The following is a 17,287-nucleotide window of genomic DNA, read 5'->3' as shown; positions in this document are numbered from 1 at the left end:
TTCTACTGGTGGCATGCGAATCGGAGAGATCGCCGCGCTCGTCGGGGTGACCACGCGGGCCGTCAGGCACTACCACCATCTGGGGCTGCTGCCCGAACCGGTGCGCCGGGGCAACGGGTACCGGGACTACACCCTGCGCGACGCGGTGCTCCTCGCGCGGATCCGGCGTCTCGCCGAGCTGGGGCTCGGTCTCGACGAGGTGCGGGACGTGCTCGCCGACGACCGGGGCCGCGATCTTGTCGAGGTGCTCGAGGAGCTCGATGCCGACCTGGGGCGGCAGGAGGCACTGATCCATGAGCGACGGGAGCGGCTGACCCCGCTGCTCGAGCAGGCCCGGAGCGGGCAACTGCCCGCGGAGGGGCCGGTGTCGCCGCAGCTGGCGGCGCTGCTCGCCGACATGGCTCGCGCCTCCGCCGACCGGCCGGGGCCGGAGCCGTCGATCGCCGCCAGGGACCGCGAGCTGCTGGCGCTGATCGACACCGTGGCACCGCACGAGGAGCAGCAGCGCCTGATGGGGGAGATGCGGCGGATGATGGAGGCCCCCGGCGCCGTGGACCGCGCGTACGCGCTGTACGAGGAGCTCGACGCCCTCGCGGAGGTGGATCCGGCCGACCCGCGGGTCGAGAGCGCGGCGCGGACGCTCGCCGACATGCTGCCCGACGACGTCGGGGTCCGTCTGGACACCGGTGAGGCGCCGGGCACGTCGGGAGCCGGTTTCATGGATGCCTTCTTCGCGGACTTCTCCCCCGCGCAGGCCGCTGTACTGACCCGTGCTCTGGAACTGGTCGTGGAGCGTGTCCGGTGAGCCTGCTACTGAAGGCGCTGCGGACGATCGCGTACGCGGTGCTGCCCGCGGAGGTGCTGCTCGCGACATGCCTGGTGGGCGGGGTACGCATCCCGATGGCCGTGCTCGCCGTCGCCGAGGCCGCCATGGCGCTGCTGCTCGCCGCCGAAGGGTTCGCCTATCTCCGGCTGCGCAGGAAGGGCCTGACCCGGCGGGAGGCGGTGTCCGAGCTGGTGCCCGTATCCGTGCTGCGGCTCGTGGGGCATGAACTGCGGCTGATGTACAGCCTGTGGCTCTGGGTCTCGCGGCGGCGCCACGGCGTCGGACCGGGTGACCGTTCCTTCGGGCACGCCCGCGACCAGGCGGCGCTGATGTACGGCTTCACGCTCGTCTGCGTCGTGGAGACCGTGGCCGTGTCGTATCTGCTGAGGCACTGGCCGGCCGTGCACGCCGTGCTGCTCGTCTTGGACGTCTACACGGTGCTGTTCATGCTCGGGATCCAGGCCGCCTCCGTCACCCGCCCCCACGTTTTGTCGGCGAAGACGCTGCGGCTCCGCCAGGCCGGGCACGTGGACCTGCTCATACCGCTGGAGCGGATCGCCGACGTCCGCCACGAACTGCGCTTCACCCACGAGAAACGGGACGGCGAACTTGACCTGCAGGTCGCCTCGCAGACGTCGGTGACGCTGGAGCTGTCCGAGCCGGTGGTCCACGTCGGTCTGCTGGGCGGACAGCGGCCGGTCCGCACGGTGCGGGTGCACGCCGACGACGCCCGGGCCTTCGCCAAGACCCTGCGGGAGGTGACGAACGGGGAGTGTGCGGGAAAGGCTCCGGTCACGCCGGCGTGAACCGGACCTTCGCCCGGAGCGGGTCCGCCTCCGCGAGGCGTACCCGCAGCCGCTCCCCCAGGGGCAGCGCCGCGCCGTCGCCCTCGACCCGCGCCACGACCGCCGGGTCCTCGAGGTGGACGGTGCCCACCGCCGGATCGTTGTCCTTCACGTCCACGACGACGCCGTCGAAGAGCTCGCCGACGCGCTCGCGCAGCACGATCGCCTCGACGATGTCGACGCACTCGCGCTCGACGGTGTTGGCCCGCCGCGACCCCTCGGCCATCTCCTTGGGGAGCGCGTCCAGGGCGGCGGTCACCCAGTGCGGCGGTTCCCGCCCCGCCACGGCCGCGACGCACAGCTCGCCCGCGTAACGGTCGACGAGCCGCCGCAGCGGCGCGGTGCAGTGCGTGTACTTGGCCGCGACGGCCGCGTGCACGGCCGGCACCGGCAGCACCCCGCCCGTGAACGCCGTGTACCCGGCGCCGCGCAGCAGGGTCGTGCACTCCTGGAGGAAGGCGGCGTGGCGCGGCTCGTGCGGGTCGAGGGAGCGGACGAGCTCCGCGTACGAGACGTGGTGCGGCCACTGGACGTGCAGCGCCGTCGCCGAGCGGCGCAGCCGTGCCACCGCGCCGTCGGGGGCGGTCGGGAGAGTGCGCAGGATCCCGCTGCCACAGGCACTCATCAGCTCGGCGGCCGCCATGCCCGTGAGGAGCGAGATCTGGGCGTTCCAGCCGTCGGCGGGGAGCGGCGCCCGGTATTCGAGCACGTATCCGCCGTCCCGTTGCGCGATCTCCTGCTCGGGCACTGACAGGGAGATCCCGCCGCGTTCGACCTCGAGCGCCTCGCGCAGGGTCCCGATGTCCCTGAGGAGAGCGAGTGGCTCCTCCGCGCTGCCGGAGTCGATCCGACGCTGGACGCCGTCGTAGTCGAGCCTGGCCCGGCTCCGTACCAGCGCCCGGCGCACGTGAGCCGCGACGGTCCGCCCCTCGGCGTCGAGATCGATCCGCCACAGCAGGGCGGGCGCGGTCTGGTCCGGCAGCAGGCTGGCGGCGCCTTCGGAGAGGCGGGGCGGATGGAGGGGGACCTTCGCGTCGGGGAAGTAGAGGGTCTGTACGCGGCGGTGGGCCTCGGCGTCCAGCGCACAGCCGGGCGCCACGAAGGCGGCCACATCGGCGATCGCGTAGTGGACGCGGAAGCCGCCGCCGCGCCGCCGGGCCAGGTGCATCGCCTGGTCGAGGTCGACGGAGCCGGGCGGGTCGATGGTGAAGAAGGGGATGTCCGTGGCGTCCTCCGAAGGCAGCCGAGGCGCCACGGCGGCGGCCTCGGCCTCTGCGAGGACGGCTGCCGGGAAGTCACCCGGTACGTCGAGAGTCGTGCGCAGCTCACACAGGGCGGCGCGCAGCGGGGCCTCGGCTGCGCCGGTCACGTTCGTCTGGCGGCGGGGCATGGACCGAGCGTAGGGCCGGGCGGGGGCCGTGGCATTTTGAGGGGCTCGCCGCTTTGTAGGCTGGCGCGGGGGCCGCACCCCCTCCCCCGTACGCCGTGAAGGAGACCTGTCGTGCTCGTGCTGCTGCCGCCGTCGGAGGGCAAGGCCGATTCCGGCCGCGGGTCCCCGCTGAAGCCCGAGTCGCTGTCGCTGCCGGGCCTGGCAAAAGCGCGGGCGGCGGTGCTGGACGAGCTGGTCGAGCTGTGCGTCGCCGACGAGGCGAAGGCGCAGCAGGTCCTCGGCCTGAGCGAGGGGCTGCGCGGCGAGATCGCGAAGAACGTGGAGCTGCGGACGGCGGGCACGCGCCCGGCGGGCGAGATCTACACGGGCGTCCTGTACGACGCACTGGGCCTGGCCACGCTGGACGCTGCGACGCGCCGACGGGCCCGGCAGTCGCTGCTGGTGTTCTCCGGCCTGTGGGGCGCCGTGCGGATCGGTGACCGCATCCCGTCGTACCGCTGCTCGATGGGCGTGAAGCTGCCGGGGCTCGGCGCACTGGGGGCGTACTGGCGGGGCCCGATGGAGTCGGTCCTTCCGGAGGCCGCCGGGAACGGACTGGTGCTGGACCTGCGTTCGTCCGCGTACGCGGCGGCGTGGAGGCCGAAGGGGGAGGTGGCGGGGCGCACCGCGACGGTGCGGGTCCTGCATGCGCGGATCGACGAATCGACCGGAGTCGAGAAGCGATCGGTGGTCAGTCACTTCAACAAGGCGACCAAGGGCCGGATCGTACGGAGCCTGCTGGAGGCGGGCGCCGCGCCGAAGAACCCCGAGGCGCTGGTCGAGGCGCTGCGGGACCTCGGTTACAGGGTCGAGGCCGAGGCCCCGGCGAAGGGCGGCAAGCCGTGGGTTCTGGACGTCGTGGTGTCGGAGATCCACTGAGCGTTGCGCAGCGCGCAACGCTCGTTGCGGATGTTGCCTGCCTCCGGGCAGGATGGGCGTATGACCTCCGTGCTCGACCTTGCCCCCGTCATTCCGGTCGTCGTCATCGACGACGCCGCCGACGCCGTGCCGCTCGCGCGTGCCCTCGTCGCGGGCGGCCTGCCCGCGATCGAGGTGACGCTGCGGACACCGGCCGCGCTCGACGCGATCCGGGCGATCGCGGCGGAGGTGCCGGACGCGGTCGTCGGCGCGGGCACCGTCATCTCGGCGGAGGGCGTGGCGGCGTCGGTGGCGGCCGGAGCACGGTTCCTGGTCAGCCCCGGGTGGACGGACGCCCTGCTGGACGCGATGGGGACATCCGGAGTGCCGTTCCTGCCGGGCGTCTCCACCACGTCGGAGGTCGTGGCGCTGCTGGAGCGCGGCGTGGTCGAGATGAAGTTCTTCCCCGCCGAGGCGGCGGGCGGCACGCCGTACCTGAAGTCTCTTGCGGGCCCCCTCCCCCGGGCACGTTTCTGCCCGACGGGCGGCATCACGCTCGCGTCGGCCCCGACGTACCTGGATCTGCCGAACGTCGGCTGCGTCGGCGGCACATGGATGCTGCCCGCGGACGCCCTCGCGGCCGGTGACTGGGCACGCGTCGAGTCCCTGGCACGCGAGGCGGCGCAGCTCGGGACCACGCGCTGAGGCGCTGAGCACGGGGCGTGGCTGCGCACGTTCTCCCGGGGAGGCGGTCCCCGGGCCCCCGCGCCTCAATCGCCGGCGGGGCTTGGTGCGGCCGATCCTGTCGGGGCTCGCCCCGGACCCCGCGCCTCAAACGCCGGCGGGGCTGGAGATGCCCACCCACCGGCGGAGCCAGGCGGGAACGCGCCCGCTCCTCGGCGCGCCGCCCCGAGCCCCACGCCACAAACGCCGACCGGTCGTGGTGCGGCCGGTCCTGTCGGGACTCCGCCCCGAACCCCGCGCCTCAAACGCCGGCGAGGCTTGAAATGCCCCCACCGGCGGGGACAGGTGGGAACACGTCTACGGGCCAGACAGGACGTGCCCCCTCATCGCGGCGGCGCCCAGAGCCCGCGGCGGGCTGGAGATGCCCACCCACCGGCGGAGCCAGGCGGGAACACGCCTACGGGCTGAGAGTGCCCTCCTGACGGCTGCGGGGGTTGAGGGGCCCGCCGGCGGGGCTGAATCATGGATCGGCATTTTCAGCCCGTCAGGGGGACTTCCCGCGGCCACCAGGCCGTAGGGGATTGAGGCTCCGTGCGGAGCGCGGTGCCGGGGGCCGGGGCTTGTCCCGGTTGCGGGAAGGGGCGGGGAGGGGAACAGCCCCGCAGGGGCACGGCCCCCGCCCCGCCCCACCCCTCACCGCAAGTGAGACGTGTCGTTCAACAGCCGCAGCGACGCGTTCCCGTCCGCGTAATACGCCACCGCCGACAGCGACGCCGCCGACAGTTCCATGCGGAACAGGGATTCCGGCGGCGCCCCCAGCGCCAGGCGGACCAGGGTCTTGACCGGGGTCACGTGGGTGACCAGGAGGACCGTGCGGCCCTGGTGGCGGGCCAGGAGCTTGTCGCGGGTCGCCGCGACCCTCCGCGCCACCGTGGCGAAACTTTCGCCGCCGCCCGTGGGGACCGCCTTCGGGGAGGCCAGCCACGCGTCCAGGTCGTCGGGATACCGCTCCCGCACTTCCGCGAACGTCAGGCCCTCCCACGCGCCGAAGTCGGTCTCGCGCAGGCCCTCTTCGACGCTGACGTCGAGGCCGAGCTTCGCCGCGACCACGTCCGCCGTCTCACGGCAGCGGCGCAGCGGCGAGCTGACGATGTGCTGGATCGTGCCGCGCGCCGCGAGTGACGCCGCGACCGCTTCGGCCTGGCGGCGGCCGACGGCCGACAGCACCGGGTCGCTGCCGCCACTGCCGGAGAAGCGCTTCTCGGGGGTCAGGACCGTCTCGCCGTGCCGGAGCAGGACGAAGGTCGCGGGCACGCCGAGGTCCGGCGCGGCCCAGCCGGCCCCGGCAACCGGCTCAGTAGCCCCGGCGGCCGAACCGGCGGCCGGCTCAGCCGTGACCGCGGGCCGCGCCGTCGCTTCCAGCGTGCCGACGGACCCCGCCGCGGCCGCCGCGCCCGCGCCGACGCTCGGCCGTCCCAGCGCCGCCCGTGCCTTGGCCGCGCCCGCCGCCGCGTCGCCCACCACACGGGCCGCCCCGGCATCGCGCGCGTCGAGCGCCGCCGTGGAGCGCGACGGCTCCCACTGCTTGCCCTTCTTGCCGGCGTCCATCGCCTCGTTGGCGAGCCGGTCCGCGTGCTTGTTGCGTTCGCGCGGGATCCACTCGTAGGTGACCTGCGAGCGCGGGAAGACGCGCGCGGCCTCGGCGGCCAGCGGCTTCATGTCCGGGTGCTTGATCTTCCAGCGGCCGGACATCTGCTCGACAACGAGCTTGGAGTCCATCCGTACGCGGACGATCGCCTCCGGGTCGAGCGCATGGGCCGCTCGCAGACCGGCGACCAGGCCTTTGTACTCGGCGACGTTGTTGGTCGCCACGCCGATGTACTCGGCGGCCTCCGCGAGCGTCTCGCCCGTGACCGGGTCGAGGACGACCGCGCCGTACCCGGCGGGACCGGGATTGCCCCGGGAGCCGCCGTCGGCTTCGACGACGAACTCGCGCGGTGCAGGCACTACAGCCCCGATTCGGACGTGCGGACGAGGATGCGGCGGCAGTTCTCGCAGCGCAGCACCGTGTCGGGCGCGGCCGCGCGGACCTCGTTGAGCTCCGTGATGTTCAGCTCCAGCCGGCAGCCCTCGCAGCGCCGCTGGAACAGCCGGGCCGCGCCGACCCCGCCCTGCTGGACGCGGAGCTTCTCGTACAGCTTCATCAGGTCCGCGGGGACGGAGCCGGCGACGACCTCGCGCTCCTTGGTGACGGACGCGGCCTCGGCGTCGAGCTCCGCCTGAGCGGTGTCCCTGCGCGCGGTCGCGGCGTCGGCCTTGCTCTGCACGGAGGAGACCCGCTCGGTCAGTTCGGCGACGCGCTCCTGCGCGGACTCACGGCGCTCCATGACCTCGAGGACGATGTCCTCCAGGTCGCCCTGGCGCTTGGCGAGGGAGACGATCTCGCGCTGGAGGTTCTCCAGGTCCTTGGGCGAGGTGATGGCTCCGGAGTCGAGGCGCTGCTGGTCGCGGGTGGCGCGCTGGCGTACCTGGTCGACGTCCTGCTCCGCCTTGGTCTGCTCGCGGGCGGTGTCGCTCTCCTCGGTCTGCGCGGCCACGAGCAGGTCCCGCAGCTGCGTGAGGTCCTTGTTCAGCGATTCGATCTCGGCGTGCTCGGGCAGCGACTTGCGCTTGTGCGCCAGCTGCGACAGGCGCATGTCGAGGGCTTGGACGTCGAGGAGTCGGATCTGGTCGGCGGGCGCGGCGTTCAGTTGGGGGCTCCAGAGGAATCGTGGTGAGAGGACCAGGGGTCGGTGACCGTCTTTGACACATGGACCCGCAGGTCCCAGGCGTTCCGGTCGGAGATTGCGTCGAGCTGTGCCGCGGCCTGTTCGCACCAGGGCCATTCGGTGGCCCAGTGCGCGGCGTCGATCAGCCCGAGAGGTGAGTGCTGGGTGGCCTCCGACGCCGGGTGGTGGCGCAGGTCGGCGGTGAGGAACGCGTCCACGCCCGCGGCCCGTACCTGCTCGAACAGGCTGTCGCCGGAGCCGCCGCTGACGGCGACCGTGCGCACCGGCGCGTCGAGGTCGCCGGCGACGCGGACGCCCTGCGCGGTGGCGGGCAGGCGCTTCGCGGCGCGGGCGGCGAACTCGCGCAGGGTCTCGGGGTGGTCGAGCTCGCAGATCCGGCCGAGGCCCCGTCGGCCGCTCGCGTCGGAGGGGTCGGGCACCAGGGGCCGGACGACGCGGAGGTCGAGCGCGCCGGCGAGGGCGTCGGAGACGCCGGGGTCGGCGGTGTCGGCGTTGGTGTGCGCGACGTGCAGGGCGATGTCGTTCTTGATCAGGGTGTGCACGACGCGGCCCTTGAAGTGGCCTGCGGCGACGGTCGTCGTACCGCGCAGATAGAGCGGGTGGTGGGTGACGACCAGGTCCGCGCCGAGCTTCACCGCCTCTTCGACGATGTCCTGTACGGGGTCGACGGCGAACAGCACGCGGGTGATCCCGGCGTCGGGGTCTCCGCAGACGGTGCCGACGGCGTCCCACTGTTCGGCCCGCTCGGGGGGCCAGAGGGCGTCCAGCGCGGCGATGACTTCAGACAGACGGGGCACGCAGCAAAGGCTACCTGCCCCGCCCGTCCCGGAAGCCTGCACCTACTTGACGAGGTGGCCGCGCAGATCGTCCAGAACCTCGTCGGCGGCGGTGACGCCGAGGCCCAGGTACCAGGTCTCGTCGGGGACGTTCTCGGCCTGCCCGGCCTTGACGGCCTTCAAATCCTTCCACAGCGGGTTGGACTCGGCGGTGTCCCGCTTGGTCTTCGACGGGTCGCCGTAGACGCCGGTGAAGATCCAGTCGGCGTCGGCCTGGTCCATCTTCTCGGGGCTGATCTCGACGGCGAGGTCCTCGATCTGCTGGTTCTTCGGCCGCGGGACGCCCGCGTCGCGCAGGATCGTGCCGATGAAGGACGCCTGGGCGTAGAGGCGGATCTTGTCCGGCATGTAGCGGAGCATCGTGACGGTCGGCTTCTTGTCGCCGAGGTCGGTGCCGAGCTGCTGGGCCTTCTTCTCGTACGCCTCGAGCTTGGTCTTGGCCTCCTCGGTCCTGTCGAGGGCCGCTGCGTTGAGGAGGTAGTTCTCCTTCCACGTGAAGCCGGGGCGGATGGAGAAGACCGTCGGGGCGATCCGGGACAGCTCCTTGTACTTGTCGCTCGCGCGCAGCTGGCTTCCGAGGATCAGGTCGGGCTTGAGGGCGGCGATGGCTTCGAGGTTGAGGCTGTTGATGGTGCCGACGCTCTTGGGGTTGCCGGCTTCCTTCTTCAGGTAGCCGGGGATGCCGTCGTCGCCTTCGGTGGGCGCGTAGCCGACGGGCTGCACGCCGAGGGAGGCGACGTTGTCCAGTTCGCCGACGTCGAGGACGACGACCCGCTCGGGTGCCTTCTCGATCTCGGTCGTGCCGAGGGCGTGGGTGATGGTGCGCGGGAACTCTCCGGGCTGCGCGTCCGTGCCCATCGCCGCGGTCTTCTCCGCCGCGTCGCCGAACTCCTCGCCGCCCTGGGCGACCTTCTTGCCGCTGTCGCCGGCCGGCGCTTCCGCGCCCTTGCCCGCATCGCCCCCCGTGCCGCAGGCGGCGAGGGAGAGGGCGGCGGCTAGGGCGAGGGCGGCGACGGCGGGACCGCGACGGCGAAGGGACATGGCGTGCTCCTGATCCGGACTTAGGGGGCCCTTACCTTAAGCGCGGCCGCAACCCCGAGCACAACCGCCCTCCCGTTCTCATGCAAACCAGGGCATGGCCACCCTTATGTGTGAAGACACGTGTCTCGTGTTGTTCGGCAGGAAGTGCGATACCTAGCTTCGGTGGCCGGAGGTGAGGCATCGATGACAGCCTGTGCCGTCGAAACCGCCACGGAGAACGGGGCGGTGGCGACCAAGAAACGTACGCAGGGCGCGGGGGACCCGGAGGCCCCAGGGGGCGCGGACGGCGCGGAGGTCCCGGAAGCCGGGGAGGCGGCGGGGCTTGCGGGTTCTGCGGCGGACACCGCGACGGGGCTCGCGAGCACCGGGGCGGACACCGCGACGGGGCTTGCGGGTGCCGCGACGGACGCCGGGTTCACGATCACCGCCGACGGGACGTACGGCGCCCGCCTCGCCGGTACGGGCGACGCGGTGTACCCGGAACGCTGGACCCTCGACGGACCCGAGCCGTACGCGGTCACGCTGCCGCTGCACCAGCCCGAGGAGCGCGAGGCGGAGGTACTGCCGCTGAGCGACGGGCGGGTGCTGATCCGCCGGCGGGTCGCGGAGCGCCACACGTTCTCCCTGCTCTACCCGACCGGACCGGCGACCGGCGAGCTGCCTCTCGGGGCGGTCACCGCCGAGGAGTTGTGGCTGCTGCCGCCCTCGCCGGACGGCGTGCGCGCGTACGCGCTGGCCCCGGGCGAACGTTCGACCGGCATCTGGCTGGTGGCGGGCGGGGCGTTCGGGCCCGAGCATCTCGCCGACGTGCCGGGGCGCTGCTCGGGTGGCGCCTGGCTGGACCGTACGGGGCGGCTGCTCGCGCTCGACCGCCGGCAGCCGGACGGCGGCCCGGTCAAGACGGTCGCGGTCGACCTGGCGCGGGGCGGCGAGGTGACACCGCTGCTGCAGATCACGGAGGACAGCGACGACCGGCTGCTTCTCGCGGACGCCGACAGCGGCCTGCTGATGATCCGTTCGAACGCGCCGGGCCCCGGCGACGAACGTCTCGGCTGGGGTGTACTGGGCAGCCTGCGGCCGGTGCGCTTCCCGGAGAGCCTGCGCCTGCCGGACGCACTGGTGACGCCGTTCGCCGTGCAGCCGGCCCAGGTGCTGATGCCGGAGAGCTGCGCGGTGGCCCTGCGCATCGACGGGGCGGCGGGCAGCTGGGTGGGCGTCTGGCGGCCCTCGGGCCGTCGTCTCCATCAGCTGGCGGTGCCCGAGGGATGGTTGGCCGGGGCGGGCATGTGGAGCCGGGAGGGTGTGCTGCAACTCCCTTACGTCACCCAGTCGATGCCGTGCGGTGTGGCTCGCGCGGCGGCGTCCGAAGTGTTCGCGGCCGAGTCTGCAGAAACCTCTCCTCACGCGACGGCCACAGAACCGGCACAACCGGAAGCCGCAGGTGGGGAACCATGCGAGGGCTCCCGGAGTCCTCTTGTGCGCAGGCCGGTTCCCTTGCAGCAGGCGCCGCTCAGCGGCCGCAGCACCCGTGGTTAGACTCACGGGCCGGGGCTACCGCGTCACGGTTCCGCAGGTGTGGCCGGGCGCCCTGCGACACCTGTACGCAGCGATTACAACGGGGTGACTTCCCACATGTCTGAAGCCCGAACCGACGCGACCCACGAGCGCCCGCAGCCCGCGGGCGCGGGCCGGGGCGACGGTGCCGGTGGCGGCAAACACCGAGGGGGTGCGGCGGCGCGGGACGAGTCGTCCGCGCCGGCGCAGGGGCGGCACCGGAGGCCGTCGTCGGCGGACGGGGGCTGAAGGGGCCCAAGTGGGCTGCTGGGCGGGCCAGTTCCGCCCGGCGGCATGGGGGCCTCACCCCCGCTTCAGCCCCAGCACCTCCCCCGCCGCGAACGTCTCTCCCACCGGGCGCCCCTCGTAGTACGCGCCCAGTACCCCCTCCAGCTCCTCGAAGCTGAACGCCTCCTTCGACGCGTCGAACTTCGCCGCCACCCGTGGCCGTTCGACCACGGCCACCATGCCGCCGTGCACGACCAGCAACTGGCCGTTGACGGCCGAGGCCGACGGCGACGACAGATAGCCCACGAGCGGTGCCACATGCTCCGGTGACAGTGCGTCGAGGTGGCCCGGTTCCGGTTCCGCGAAGCCCGCGAAGACGTCCTCCGTCATGCGTGTCCTGGCGCGGGGGCAGATGACGTTCGCCGTGACGCCGTACTTCGCGAGCGCCAGCGCCGTCGACGTGGTCAGGCCGACGATGCCGCCTTTGGCCGCCGCGTAGTTCGGCTGACCGGCCGAGCCGGCGAGGAACGCCTCGGAGGAGGTGTTGACGACACGGCCGTACACCGGCGCGCCCGCCGCCTTGGAGCGTTCGCGCCAGTGTGCTGCCGCGAAACGTGTGGTGTTGAAATGGCCCTTGAGGTGGACCCGTACCACCGCGTCCCACTCGGCCTCGCTCATCGAGAAGATCATCCGGTCCCGCAGGATCCCCGCGTTGTTGACGAGGATGTCGAGCTTGCCGTGCTCGCGTACGGCGGTGTCGACCAGGGCGCGGGCCGACTCGAAGTCCGCGACGTCGCCCAGGTGGGCGACGGCCCGGCCGCCTGCCGCCCGGATCTCGGCGGCGACCTCTTCCGCCGGTGCGGCGGAGGCCTCGCCGGAGCCGTCGCGACGAGGCTGCCCGTAGTCGTTGACGACGACCGCCGCGCCGAGCCGGGCCAGTTCCAGGGCCTCCGCCCGGCCGAGGCCGCGGCCCGCGCCCGTGACGATCGCGCTCAGGCCCGCGAGCGGGCCCTCAGGGGGATGTGGCATGCGCAGTCCTCTCGGAGATCCACCGGAGACGGGGTCGAAGACGGGTCAGAGCTCGATGCATGTGCGCAGCGCCTCACCGCTGCGCATCTGGTCCAGCGCGTCGTTGATCCCCGCGAGGGGTACTCGGTGGGTGATGAGGCCCGCCAGGTCGATCCGGCCGGCCCGCCACAGGGCGATGGCCCGCTCGTAGGAGCGCAGCACGTCGCCGCCGCCGTACATCGACGGCAGGATCCGCTTCTCGTCGAAGAACAACTCGAACATGTTGAGCTGCAGGTTGTCGTCCATCGCGCCGGCGCCGACGATGCACAGCGTCCCGCCGCGCCGGGTCGTCTCGTAGGCGGTGCGGGCGGTCGCGGACCTGCCCACGACCTCGAAGACGTAGTCGAAGCCCTCGCCGGCGGTGATGCGCTGCTTGGCGTCGGCGAGTCCGTCGGGCGCGACCGCCTCGGTGGCACCGAACCGCAGGGCCGCTTCACGCCTCGACTCCACAGGGTCGACGGCGACGATCTGCGCCGCGCCCTGGAGCTTCGCGCCCTGGATCGCGGAGATGCCGACGCCGCCGCAGCCGATGACGGCGACGGACGAACCGGCTTCCACCTTCGCGGTGTTGATCGCCGCGCCGAGTCCGGTGGTGACGCCGCAGCCGATGAGCGCGGCGATGTCGAAGGGCACGTCGTCGGGTATCGGCACCGCGCAGCCCGCGTCGACGACGACCTCCTCGGTGAAGGTGCCGGTACCGGCGAAGCCGAAGACGTCCCCGCCGGGCCTGCGGAAGTTGGGGGTGCCCGCGTTCATGAAGCCGGCCAGGCACAGCTGGGTCTGGCCGCGTTTGCAGGCCGGGCAGACCCGGCAGGCGGGCAGCCAGCACATCAGCACCCGGTCGCCGGCCGCGAGGCCCTGCACCCCCTCGCCGACGTCGAGGATGTCGCCGGCGCCCTCGTGACCGGGGATGAACGGCGCGGGCTGCGGCAGCACGCCGTTCATCGCGGAGACATCGGAGTGGCACAGGCCCGTCGCGCGGACCCGGATCTTCACCTTGCCGGGGCCGAATCCGACGGCCTGGACGTCGTCGAGGACTTCGAGTTTGTCCTGCCCGATCTCGTGCACTACGGCTGCGCGCATGGCGGGGTCCCTTCAGCAGGCTGTCACATGGTCTCTACGAGGGTGTCGGCAAGTACCGGCGCGTCGTCCCGGTCGGCACAGGTGACCGACGCCTGGACCCGGCCCCCGTCCCTCCACATCCGGATGCGCAGCGTCTCGCCGGGAAAGACCACTCCGGCGAACCGCGTGCCGTACGAACGGATGCGGGTGACGTCGCCGCCGAGGAGCGTGTCGGCGACCGCCTTGAGCGTCACCCCGTAGGTGCACAATCCGTGCAGGATCGGCCGGTCGAACCCGGCGAGCTTCGCGAACTCGGGGTCGGCGTGCAGGGGGTTCCAGTCACCGGACAGCCGGTAGAGCAGGGCTGCGTCCTCGCGGATCACGCGCTCGACGGTCCGGTCGGGCCGGCGGGCGGGGAGTTCGAGGCGTCGGGAGGGCCCGCGTTCACCGCCGAAGCCGCCTTCGCCGCGTACGAAGAGCTGCGCGTCGCAGGTCCACAGCGGTCCGTCGTCGTCGGCCGCCTCGGTACGCAGGACGATCACCGCGGCCTTGCCCTTGTCGTGGACAGCGGCGACCCGGGAGCGGGAGGTGGCCGTGCCCTTGACGGGGATCGGGCGGTGGAGTTCGACACGCTGACTGCCGTGGAGCACGGACGCGAGGTCGATGTCGAGGCCGGGCGCGGACATTCCGCCGACGACGCCCATGCCCGCCCCGGCGACGGTGGCGAAGCTCGGCAGCACGTGCAGCCTGGACTCCAGGGTGTAGCGCAGCTCGTCGGGGTCGGTGGCGGGGCGGCCCGCGCCGAGGCCCAGGTGATAGAGCTGGATGTCCTTGTGGTCCCAGGCGATGGTGGTGGAGCGGGGCTCTGCTGCGACGGCCCTGGCGACGTCAATGGGCATGGGGCTGCTGCTCCTCGAGGAGTGGAAGGCCTCGGTGCGGAGATTTCGGTGTGAAGACCTCGGTCCCGGAGACCTCGGCACGGCCGTCCGCACCGTCGGCCGCACCGAGGTCGTACGTGACCGGCCCGGCGAGCCCGTTCTAGAACGCGTTCTAGGCCGATGGCCCTATGTATAGCGCGGCCTCCGGACGTTGTGAAGACGACTGACGGTATGTCAGCTCCGTTGCCCCGGGGGCGGAGCCGGCTCGGTCCCGACGCCTCGGCAGCCGTACGGGCGCCGAGGCGTCCGTTGCGCAGGCTGCCCAGGACGGCGGGGCGAACGCCCCGACTCCGCACCGCCAGGACATTTGTCACCGCCGGGACCGTACATGCGCATCTGCCGGGCCGGCTCCCCAATCCGTAGCGTCGGCGCCATGACCGTTTCCAAGACGCTTCACGACTGTGGGCCCGTGCACGCAGGGCCACCCAGCGGGTTCGCCATGCTCCCGTGGCTGCTGATGGGCATGGGCGCCGTGTCCCACCTCCTCCAGGGCGAGACGCCCAGTCCGTGGATCGGCGGTCTGGGGCTGCTCGCCTTCAACTCCCTCTACATCGCCGTCGTCTTCCTCGCCTTCAACAGCGGCAGGCGCGAGTCCGCCGCCGCCTCCCGCTGGGCGCTGGCGGCACTGGCCGGGGTCACGTTCGCCCTCGCCGCGGGCTACGGCGGCGACTGGCTGCTCTTCTTCCCGCTCCTCGGCCTCGCCGTCGGCGCGGTCCTGCGCGGCCGGCAGCTGGTGTGGGTGGTCCTTCCGCTCTGTGTCGCCGCCGGTGCGGTCGCCGCGTGGCGCGACGGCTGGGGTGCGATCAGCGTCGTGTACGGCACGTTCATCTCGTCGATGGTCACGGCGGCGGTGCTGAGGCTCTCCGAGACCGTACGGGAGCTGCGCGCCACCCGGGAGGAGCTGGCGCGCGGCGCCGTCGAGAAGGAACGGCTGCGCTTCTCCCGCGATCTGCACGACCTGCTGGGTCACACGCTGTCGGTGATCGTGGTCAAGGCGGAGGCCGCCCGCCGCCTGGGAGTGCGGGACATGGACGCGGCGCTCACGCAGATCTCCGACATCGAGGCGGTGGGCCGACAGGCCCTGACGGAGATCCGCGAGGCCGTCACGGGCTATCGCGAGGGCAGCCTGACCGCCGAGCTGGGCCGCGCACGCGACACTCTGAGCACGGCCGGCATCGAGCCGGAGGTCCGGCTGTCGGGTCCCCTGCTGAAGCCGGAGGCGGAGGCGCTGCTGGGCTGGGTGGTACGGGAGTCGGTGACCAACGTCGTACGCCACTCCAGGGCGGCGCACTGCGTGATCGCACTGACGGGCACGGCGGAACGGGCCCGCCTGACGGTCACCGACGACGGCCGGGGCCCCGACCCCGCGGGAACTTCCGGCGGCAGCGGTCTGCGGGGGCTGGCGGAACGCCTCGGCGCGGCGGGGGGAACGCTCGAGTCGGGCCCGGTGCCGGACGGTGGGTTCCGCGTGACGGCCGAGCTGCCGGTCACGGCCGTAGCCTGAGGTCATGGACGAGATGCTCCGCGACCACAGACCGGCGAAGTCCGTCCGTGTCCTGCTCGCGGAGGACCAGGGCATGATGCGGGGCGCCCTCGCGCTGCTGCTCGGCCTGGAGCCGGACATCGAGGTGGTGGCGCAGGTGGGGCGCGGGGACGAGATCGTGGACGCCGCGCTCGTCTCGCGGCCCGATGTGGCCCTGCTGGACATCGAACTGCCGGGCCGCAGCGGCCTGGACGCCGCGGCGGACCTGGCGCGGGAGGTCCCCGACTGCCGGGTGCTGATCCTCACCACGTTCGGCCGGCCGGGCTACCTGCGTCGGGCGATGGAGGCCGGGGCGGCCGGGTTCCTCGTCAAGGACGGGCCGGTGGAGGACCTGGCACGGTCGATCCGGCGGGTGCTGACGGGCGAGACCGTCATCGATCCGGCACTGGCCGCGGTGGCACTCGGCGCAGGGCCGAACCCGCTCACGGCGAGGGAGCGTGACGCGCTGGGCGCCGCGGTGGACGGGGCGACGGTCGCCGACATCGCAGCCAGGCTGCACCTGTCGGAGTCGACCGTACGGAACTACCTGTCGTCGGCGATCGGCAAGACGGGCACCCGCAACCGCATCGAGGCAGTCCGCGAGGCCCGTCGGCAGGGCTGGCTCTGACAAGCGCCTAGAGCTTGCACACCGGTGGACTCATCGGCATGAGGAGAGATTCCAGAGCTGCTACGGAGATACGCCGGGACCGCTGGATGGACTTCCTCTTTCCCAGCATTCTGCGGCAGAGAGCGGCGGCAGCCATCTTGCCCGACAGAAGGGTCCGCACGGAGCTCCCGTTCTGCAGCACGACCGGGCGTGAGTTGGCTTTCATGATGGACAGCGCGTGGCGCTCCAAAAGTGCAGTGGGAAAATTCTTGACGACGTTCCACACATGGTTGCGCTCGATGAGAAACGCCTTGTAGGACGATGGGGTGGGCGTGCTCGATCCGTAATGGTACGCGCGGCAGGACGGGTCGAGCAGGCAGGTCATCCCGAGTAACTGCATCCGGAACCCCAGGTCGACGTCCTCCAGATAGGCCGTGAAATCTTCGTCCAGCCCGCCGACCGCTTCCCACGCCTCTCGCCGGTAGGCGGCGCAGCAGCTCGACACGGAGAACACCGGGCGCACTCCGCCGGACAGCGCATCCAGTGACGAGCCCCACAGGAGGTTGGACGCGCGCCCCCAGAGGTCCACGTGACTGCCGGCAGAATCGATCAGGCCCGGATCACCTGCCTGAACGATCAGCGAAGCGACCGAACCTGCCTCGGGGTTGCTCTCGAATGCGGTGACGACTGCCTCGGCCCAGTGGGAGTCCAGATATGCGTCATCGTTCAGTGTGGCCACGTAGGGGGCCGTGGAGACGGACACGCCGTAGTTCACAGGAGCGCAGAAGAACGAGTTCCTACGGAGACTCACCATACGCAGCCGAGGGTCCGAGAAGTCCCCCAGCATCGAGGCCGCGACGTCGGCGGCTCTCCCGTTGTTCACCACGACGAGTTCCAGGTCGGGCATGGTTTGGTCGAGTACCGATCTGACGGACCTTCGAAGCATTTCCGTTCGGAACGAGCTCGGTATCACGATACTGATGCGCGCCGGCGCCATGCT

At 72.2% G+C, this 17,287-nt stretch carries 16 protein-coding genes; 7 read left to right on the top strand and 9 right to left on the bottom strand.

The window, feature by feature from the left end:
• The first annotated feature begins 13 nt into the window (after positions 1-13).
• The gene (locus tag ABZ070_RS02815) at positions 14-805 is read left to right on the top strand and encodes a MerR family transcriptional regulator (RefSeq protein ID WP_356629187.1); all 792 of its coding nucleotides are present in this window, start codon (positions 14-16) and stop codon (positions 803-805) included.
• Entirely contained in the window at positions 802-1,632 is an 831-nt protein-coding gene (locus tag ABZ070_RS02810; protein WP_356629185.1) for a hypothetical protein, read from the top strand. Before ABZ070_RS02815 ends, ABZ070_RS02810 begins: the two co-directional genes overlap by 4 nt.
• On the opposite strand, the gene ABZ070_RS02805 is transcribed toward ABZ070_RS02810, so the two are convergent.
• A complete protein-coding gene (locus ABZ070_RS02805) occupies positions 1,619-3,061 on the bottom strand; it encodes an RNB domain-containing ribonuclease (protein ID WP_356629183.1) in 1,443 nt (480 codons plus the stop codon). The two genes, ABZ070_RS02810 and ABZ070_RS02805, sit on opposite strands and share 14 nt — an antisense overlap.
• A 111-nt stretch (positions 3,062-3,172) precedes the next feature.
• Between ABZ070_RS02805 and yaaA the strand changes: the two genes are divergently transcribed.
• Positions 3,173-3,979: a peroxide stress protein YaaA gene (gene yaaA, locus ABZ070_RS02800; protein ID WP_356629181.1), complete on the top strand. Its 807-nt coding sequence runs from the start codon at positions 3,173-3,175 to the stop codon at positions 3,977-3,979.
• Positions 3,980-4,039: 60 nt separating this feature from the next.
• Positions 4,040-4,663 carry a bifunctional 4-hydroxy-2-oxoglutarate aldolase/2-dehydro-3-deoxy-phosphogluconate aldolase gene (gene eda, locus ABZ070_RS02795; RefSeq protein ID WP_356629179.1) on the top strand — a complete coding sequence of 208 codons (624 nt, stop codon included), beginning with the start codon at positions 4,040-4,042 and terminating at the stop codon, positions 4,661-4,663.
• 672 nt (positions 4,664-5,335) lie between these two features.
• Here the strand turns inward: eda and ABZ070_RS02790 are convergent.
• From ABZ070_RS02790 to ABZ070_RS02775, 4 genes are read right to left on the bottom strand one after another with little or no spacing between them, the layout of a single operon-like run.
• The gene (locus ABZ070_RS02790) at positions 5,336-6,649 is read right to left on the bottom strand and encodes a bifunctional RNase H/acid phosphatase (protein WP_356629177.1); all 1,314 of its coding nucleotides are present in this window, start codon (positions 6,647-6,649) and stop codon (positions 5,336-5,338) included.
• Positions 6,649-7,392 carry a C4-type zinc ribbon domain-containing protein gene (locus ABZ070_RS02785; RefSeq protein WP_356629236.1) on the bottom strand — a complete coding sequence of 248 codons (744 nt, stop codon included), beginning with the start codon at positions 7,390-7,392 and terminating at the stop codon, positions 6,649-6,651. Before ABZ070_RS02785 ends, ABZ070_RS02790 begins: the two co-directional genes overlap by 1 nt.
• Positions 7,389-8,228 (bottom strand): Nif3-like dinuclear metal center hexameric protein, encoded by an 840-nt coding sequence (locus tag ABZ070_RS02780; RefSeq protein ID WP_356629175.1) that lies wholly within the window; start codon positions 8,226-8,228, stop codon positions 7,389-7,391. The genes ABZ070_RS02785 and ABZ070_RS02780 overlap by 4 nt, the downstream gene beginning before the upstream one ends.
• A gap of 42 nt (positions 8,229-8,270) precedes the next feature.
• Positions 8,271-9,308 carry an iron-siderophore ABC transporter substrate-binding protein gene (locus ABZ070_RS02775; protein ID WP_356629173.1) on the bottom strand — a complete coding sequence of 346 codons (1,038 nt, stop codon included), beginning with the start codon at positions 9,306-9,308 and terminating at the stop codon, positions 8,271-8,273.
• 183 nt (positions 9,309-9,491) lie between these two features.
• Here ABZ070_RS02775 and ABZ070_RS02770 point away from each other — a divergent pair, with 183 nt between their 5' ends.
• The gene (locus ABZ070_RS02770; RefSeq protein ID WP_356629171.1) at positions 9,492-10,844 is read left to right on the top strand and encodes a hypothetical protein; all 1,353 of its coding nucleotides are present in this window, start codon (positions 9,492-9,494) and stop codon (positions 10,842-10,844) included.
• A gap of 321 nt (positions 10,845-11,165) precedes the next feature.
• Here the strand turns inward: ABZ070_RS02770 and ABZ070_RS02765 are convergent, their stop codons facing one another.
• From ABZ070_RS02765 to ABZ070_RS02755, 3 genes are read right to left on the bottom strand one after another with little or no spacing between them, the layout of a single operon-like run.
• Complete coding sequence (locus ABZ070_RS02765) at positions 11,166-12,119, bottom strand: 3-oxoacyl-ACP reductase (protein ID WP_356629169.1); 954 nt, start codon at positions 12,117-12,119, stop codon at positions 11,166-11,168.
• A gap of 45 nt (positions 12,120-12,164) precedes the next feature.
• Positions 12,165-13,241: a Zn-dependent alcohol dehydrogenase gene (locus ABZ070_RS02760; protein WP_356629167.1), complete on the bottom strand. Its 1,077-nt coding sequence runs from the start codon at positions 13,239-13,241 to the stop codon at positions 12,165-12,167.
• 23 nt (positions 13,242-13,264) lie between these two features.
• Positions 13,265-14,119: a MaoC/PaaZ C-terminal domain-containing protein gene (locus ABZ070_RS02755; RefSeq protein ID WP_356629165.1), complete on the bottom strand. Its 855-nt coding sequence runs from the start codon at positions 14,117-14,119 to the stop codon at positions 13,265-13,267.
• 412 nt (positions 14,120-14,531) lie between these two features.
• On the opposite strand from ABZ070_RS02755, the gene ABZ070_RS02750 reads away from it, so the two are divergent.
• Positions 14,532-15,662, top strand: a complete 1,131-nt coding sequence (locus ABZ070_RS02750) for a sensor histidine kinase (RefSeq protein ID WP_356629163.1) — start codon at positions 14,532-14,534, stop codon at positions 15,660-15,662.
• Between the two features lie 4 nt (positions 15,663-15,666).
• Positions 15,667-16,308, top strand: a complete 642-nt coding sequence (locus ABZ070_RS02745; protein ID WP_356629161.1) for a response regulator transcription factor — start codon at positions 15,667-15,669, stop codon at positions 16,306-16,308.
• Positions 16,309-16,315: 7 nt separating this feature from the next.
• On the opposite strand, the gene ABZ070_RS02740 is transcribed toward ABZ070_RS02745, so the two are convergent.
• Positions 16,316-17,284 (bottom strand): glycosyltransferase family 2 protein, encoded by a 969-nt coding sequence (locus ABZ070_RS02740; protein WP_356629159.1) that lies wholly within the window; start codon positions 17,282-17,284, stop codon positions 16,316-16,318.
• Positions 17,285-17,287: the final 3 nt, after the last annotated feature.

The sequence above is a fragment of the Streptomyces sp. NPDC006283 genome (genome assembly GCF_040613325.1).
Taxonomy (GTDB): Bacteria; Actinomycetota; Actinomycetes; order Streptomycetales; family Streptomycetaceae; genus Streptomyces.
Note: the sequence above shows the minus strand (reverse complement) of the source record. Positions and strands in the feature narration are given on the sequence as shown.

Bases quoted from the DNA above. Each gene is read 5' to 3' on its own strand.
- ABZ070_RS02815 (WP_356629187.1), top strand. From the start codon at position 14: ATGCGAATCGGAGAGATCGCCGCGCTCGTCGGGGTGACCACGCGGGCC.
- ABZ070_RS02740 (WP_356629159.1), bottom strand. From the start codon at position 17,284: ATGGCGCCGGCGCGCATCAGTATCGTGATACCGAGCTCGTTCCGAACG.
- ABZ070_RS02775 (WP_356629173.1), bottom strand. From the start codon at position 9,308: ATGTCCCTTCGCCGTCGCGGTCCCGCCGTCGCCGCCCTCGCCCTAGCC.
- ABZ070_RS02750 (WP_356629163.1), top strand. From the start codon at position 14,532: ATGACCGTTTCCAAGACGCTTCACGACTGTGGGCCCGTGCACGCAGGG.
- ABZ070_RS02765 (WP_356629169.1), bottom strand. From the start codon at position 12,119: ATGCCACATCCCCCTGAGGGCCCGCTCGCGGGCCTGAGCGCGATCGTC.
- eda (WP_356629179.1), top strand. From the start codon at position 4,040: ATGACCTCCGTGCTCGACCTTGCCCCCGTCATTCCGGTCGTCGTCATC.
- ABZ070_RS02760 (WP_356629167.1), bottom strand. From the start codon at position 13,241: ATGCGCGCAGCCGTAGTGCACGAGATCGGGCAGGACAAACTCGAAGTC.
- ABZ070_RS02755 (WP_356629165.1), bottom strand. From the start codon at position 14,119: ATGCCCATTGACGTCGCCAGGGCCGTCGCAGCAGAGCCCCGCTCCACC.
- ABZ070_RS02745 (WP_356629161.1), top strand. From the start codon at position 15,667: ATGGACGAGATGCTCCGCGACCACAGACCGGCGAAGTCCGTCCGTGTC.
- ABZ070_RS02770 (WP_356629171.1), top strand. From the start codon at position 9,492: ATGACAGCCTGTGCCGTCGAAACCGCCACGGAGAACGGGGCGGTGGCG.
- ABZ070_RS02805 (WP_356629183.1), bottom strand. From the start codon at position 3,061: ATGCCCCGCCGCCAGACGAACGTGACCGGCGCAGCCGAGGCCCCGCTG.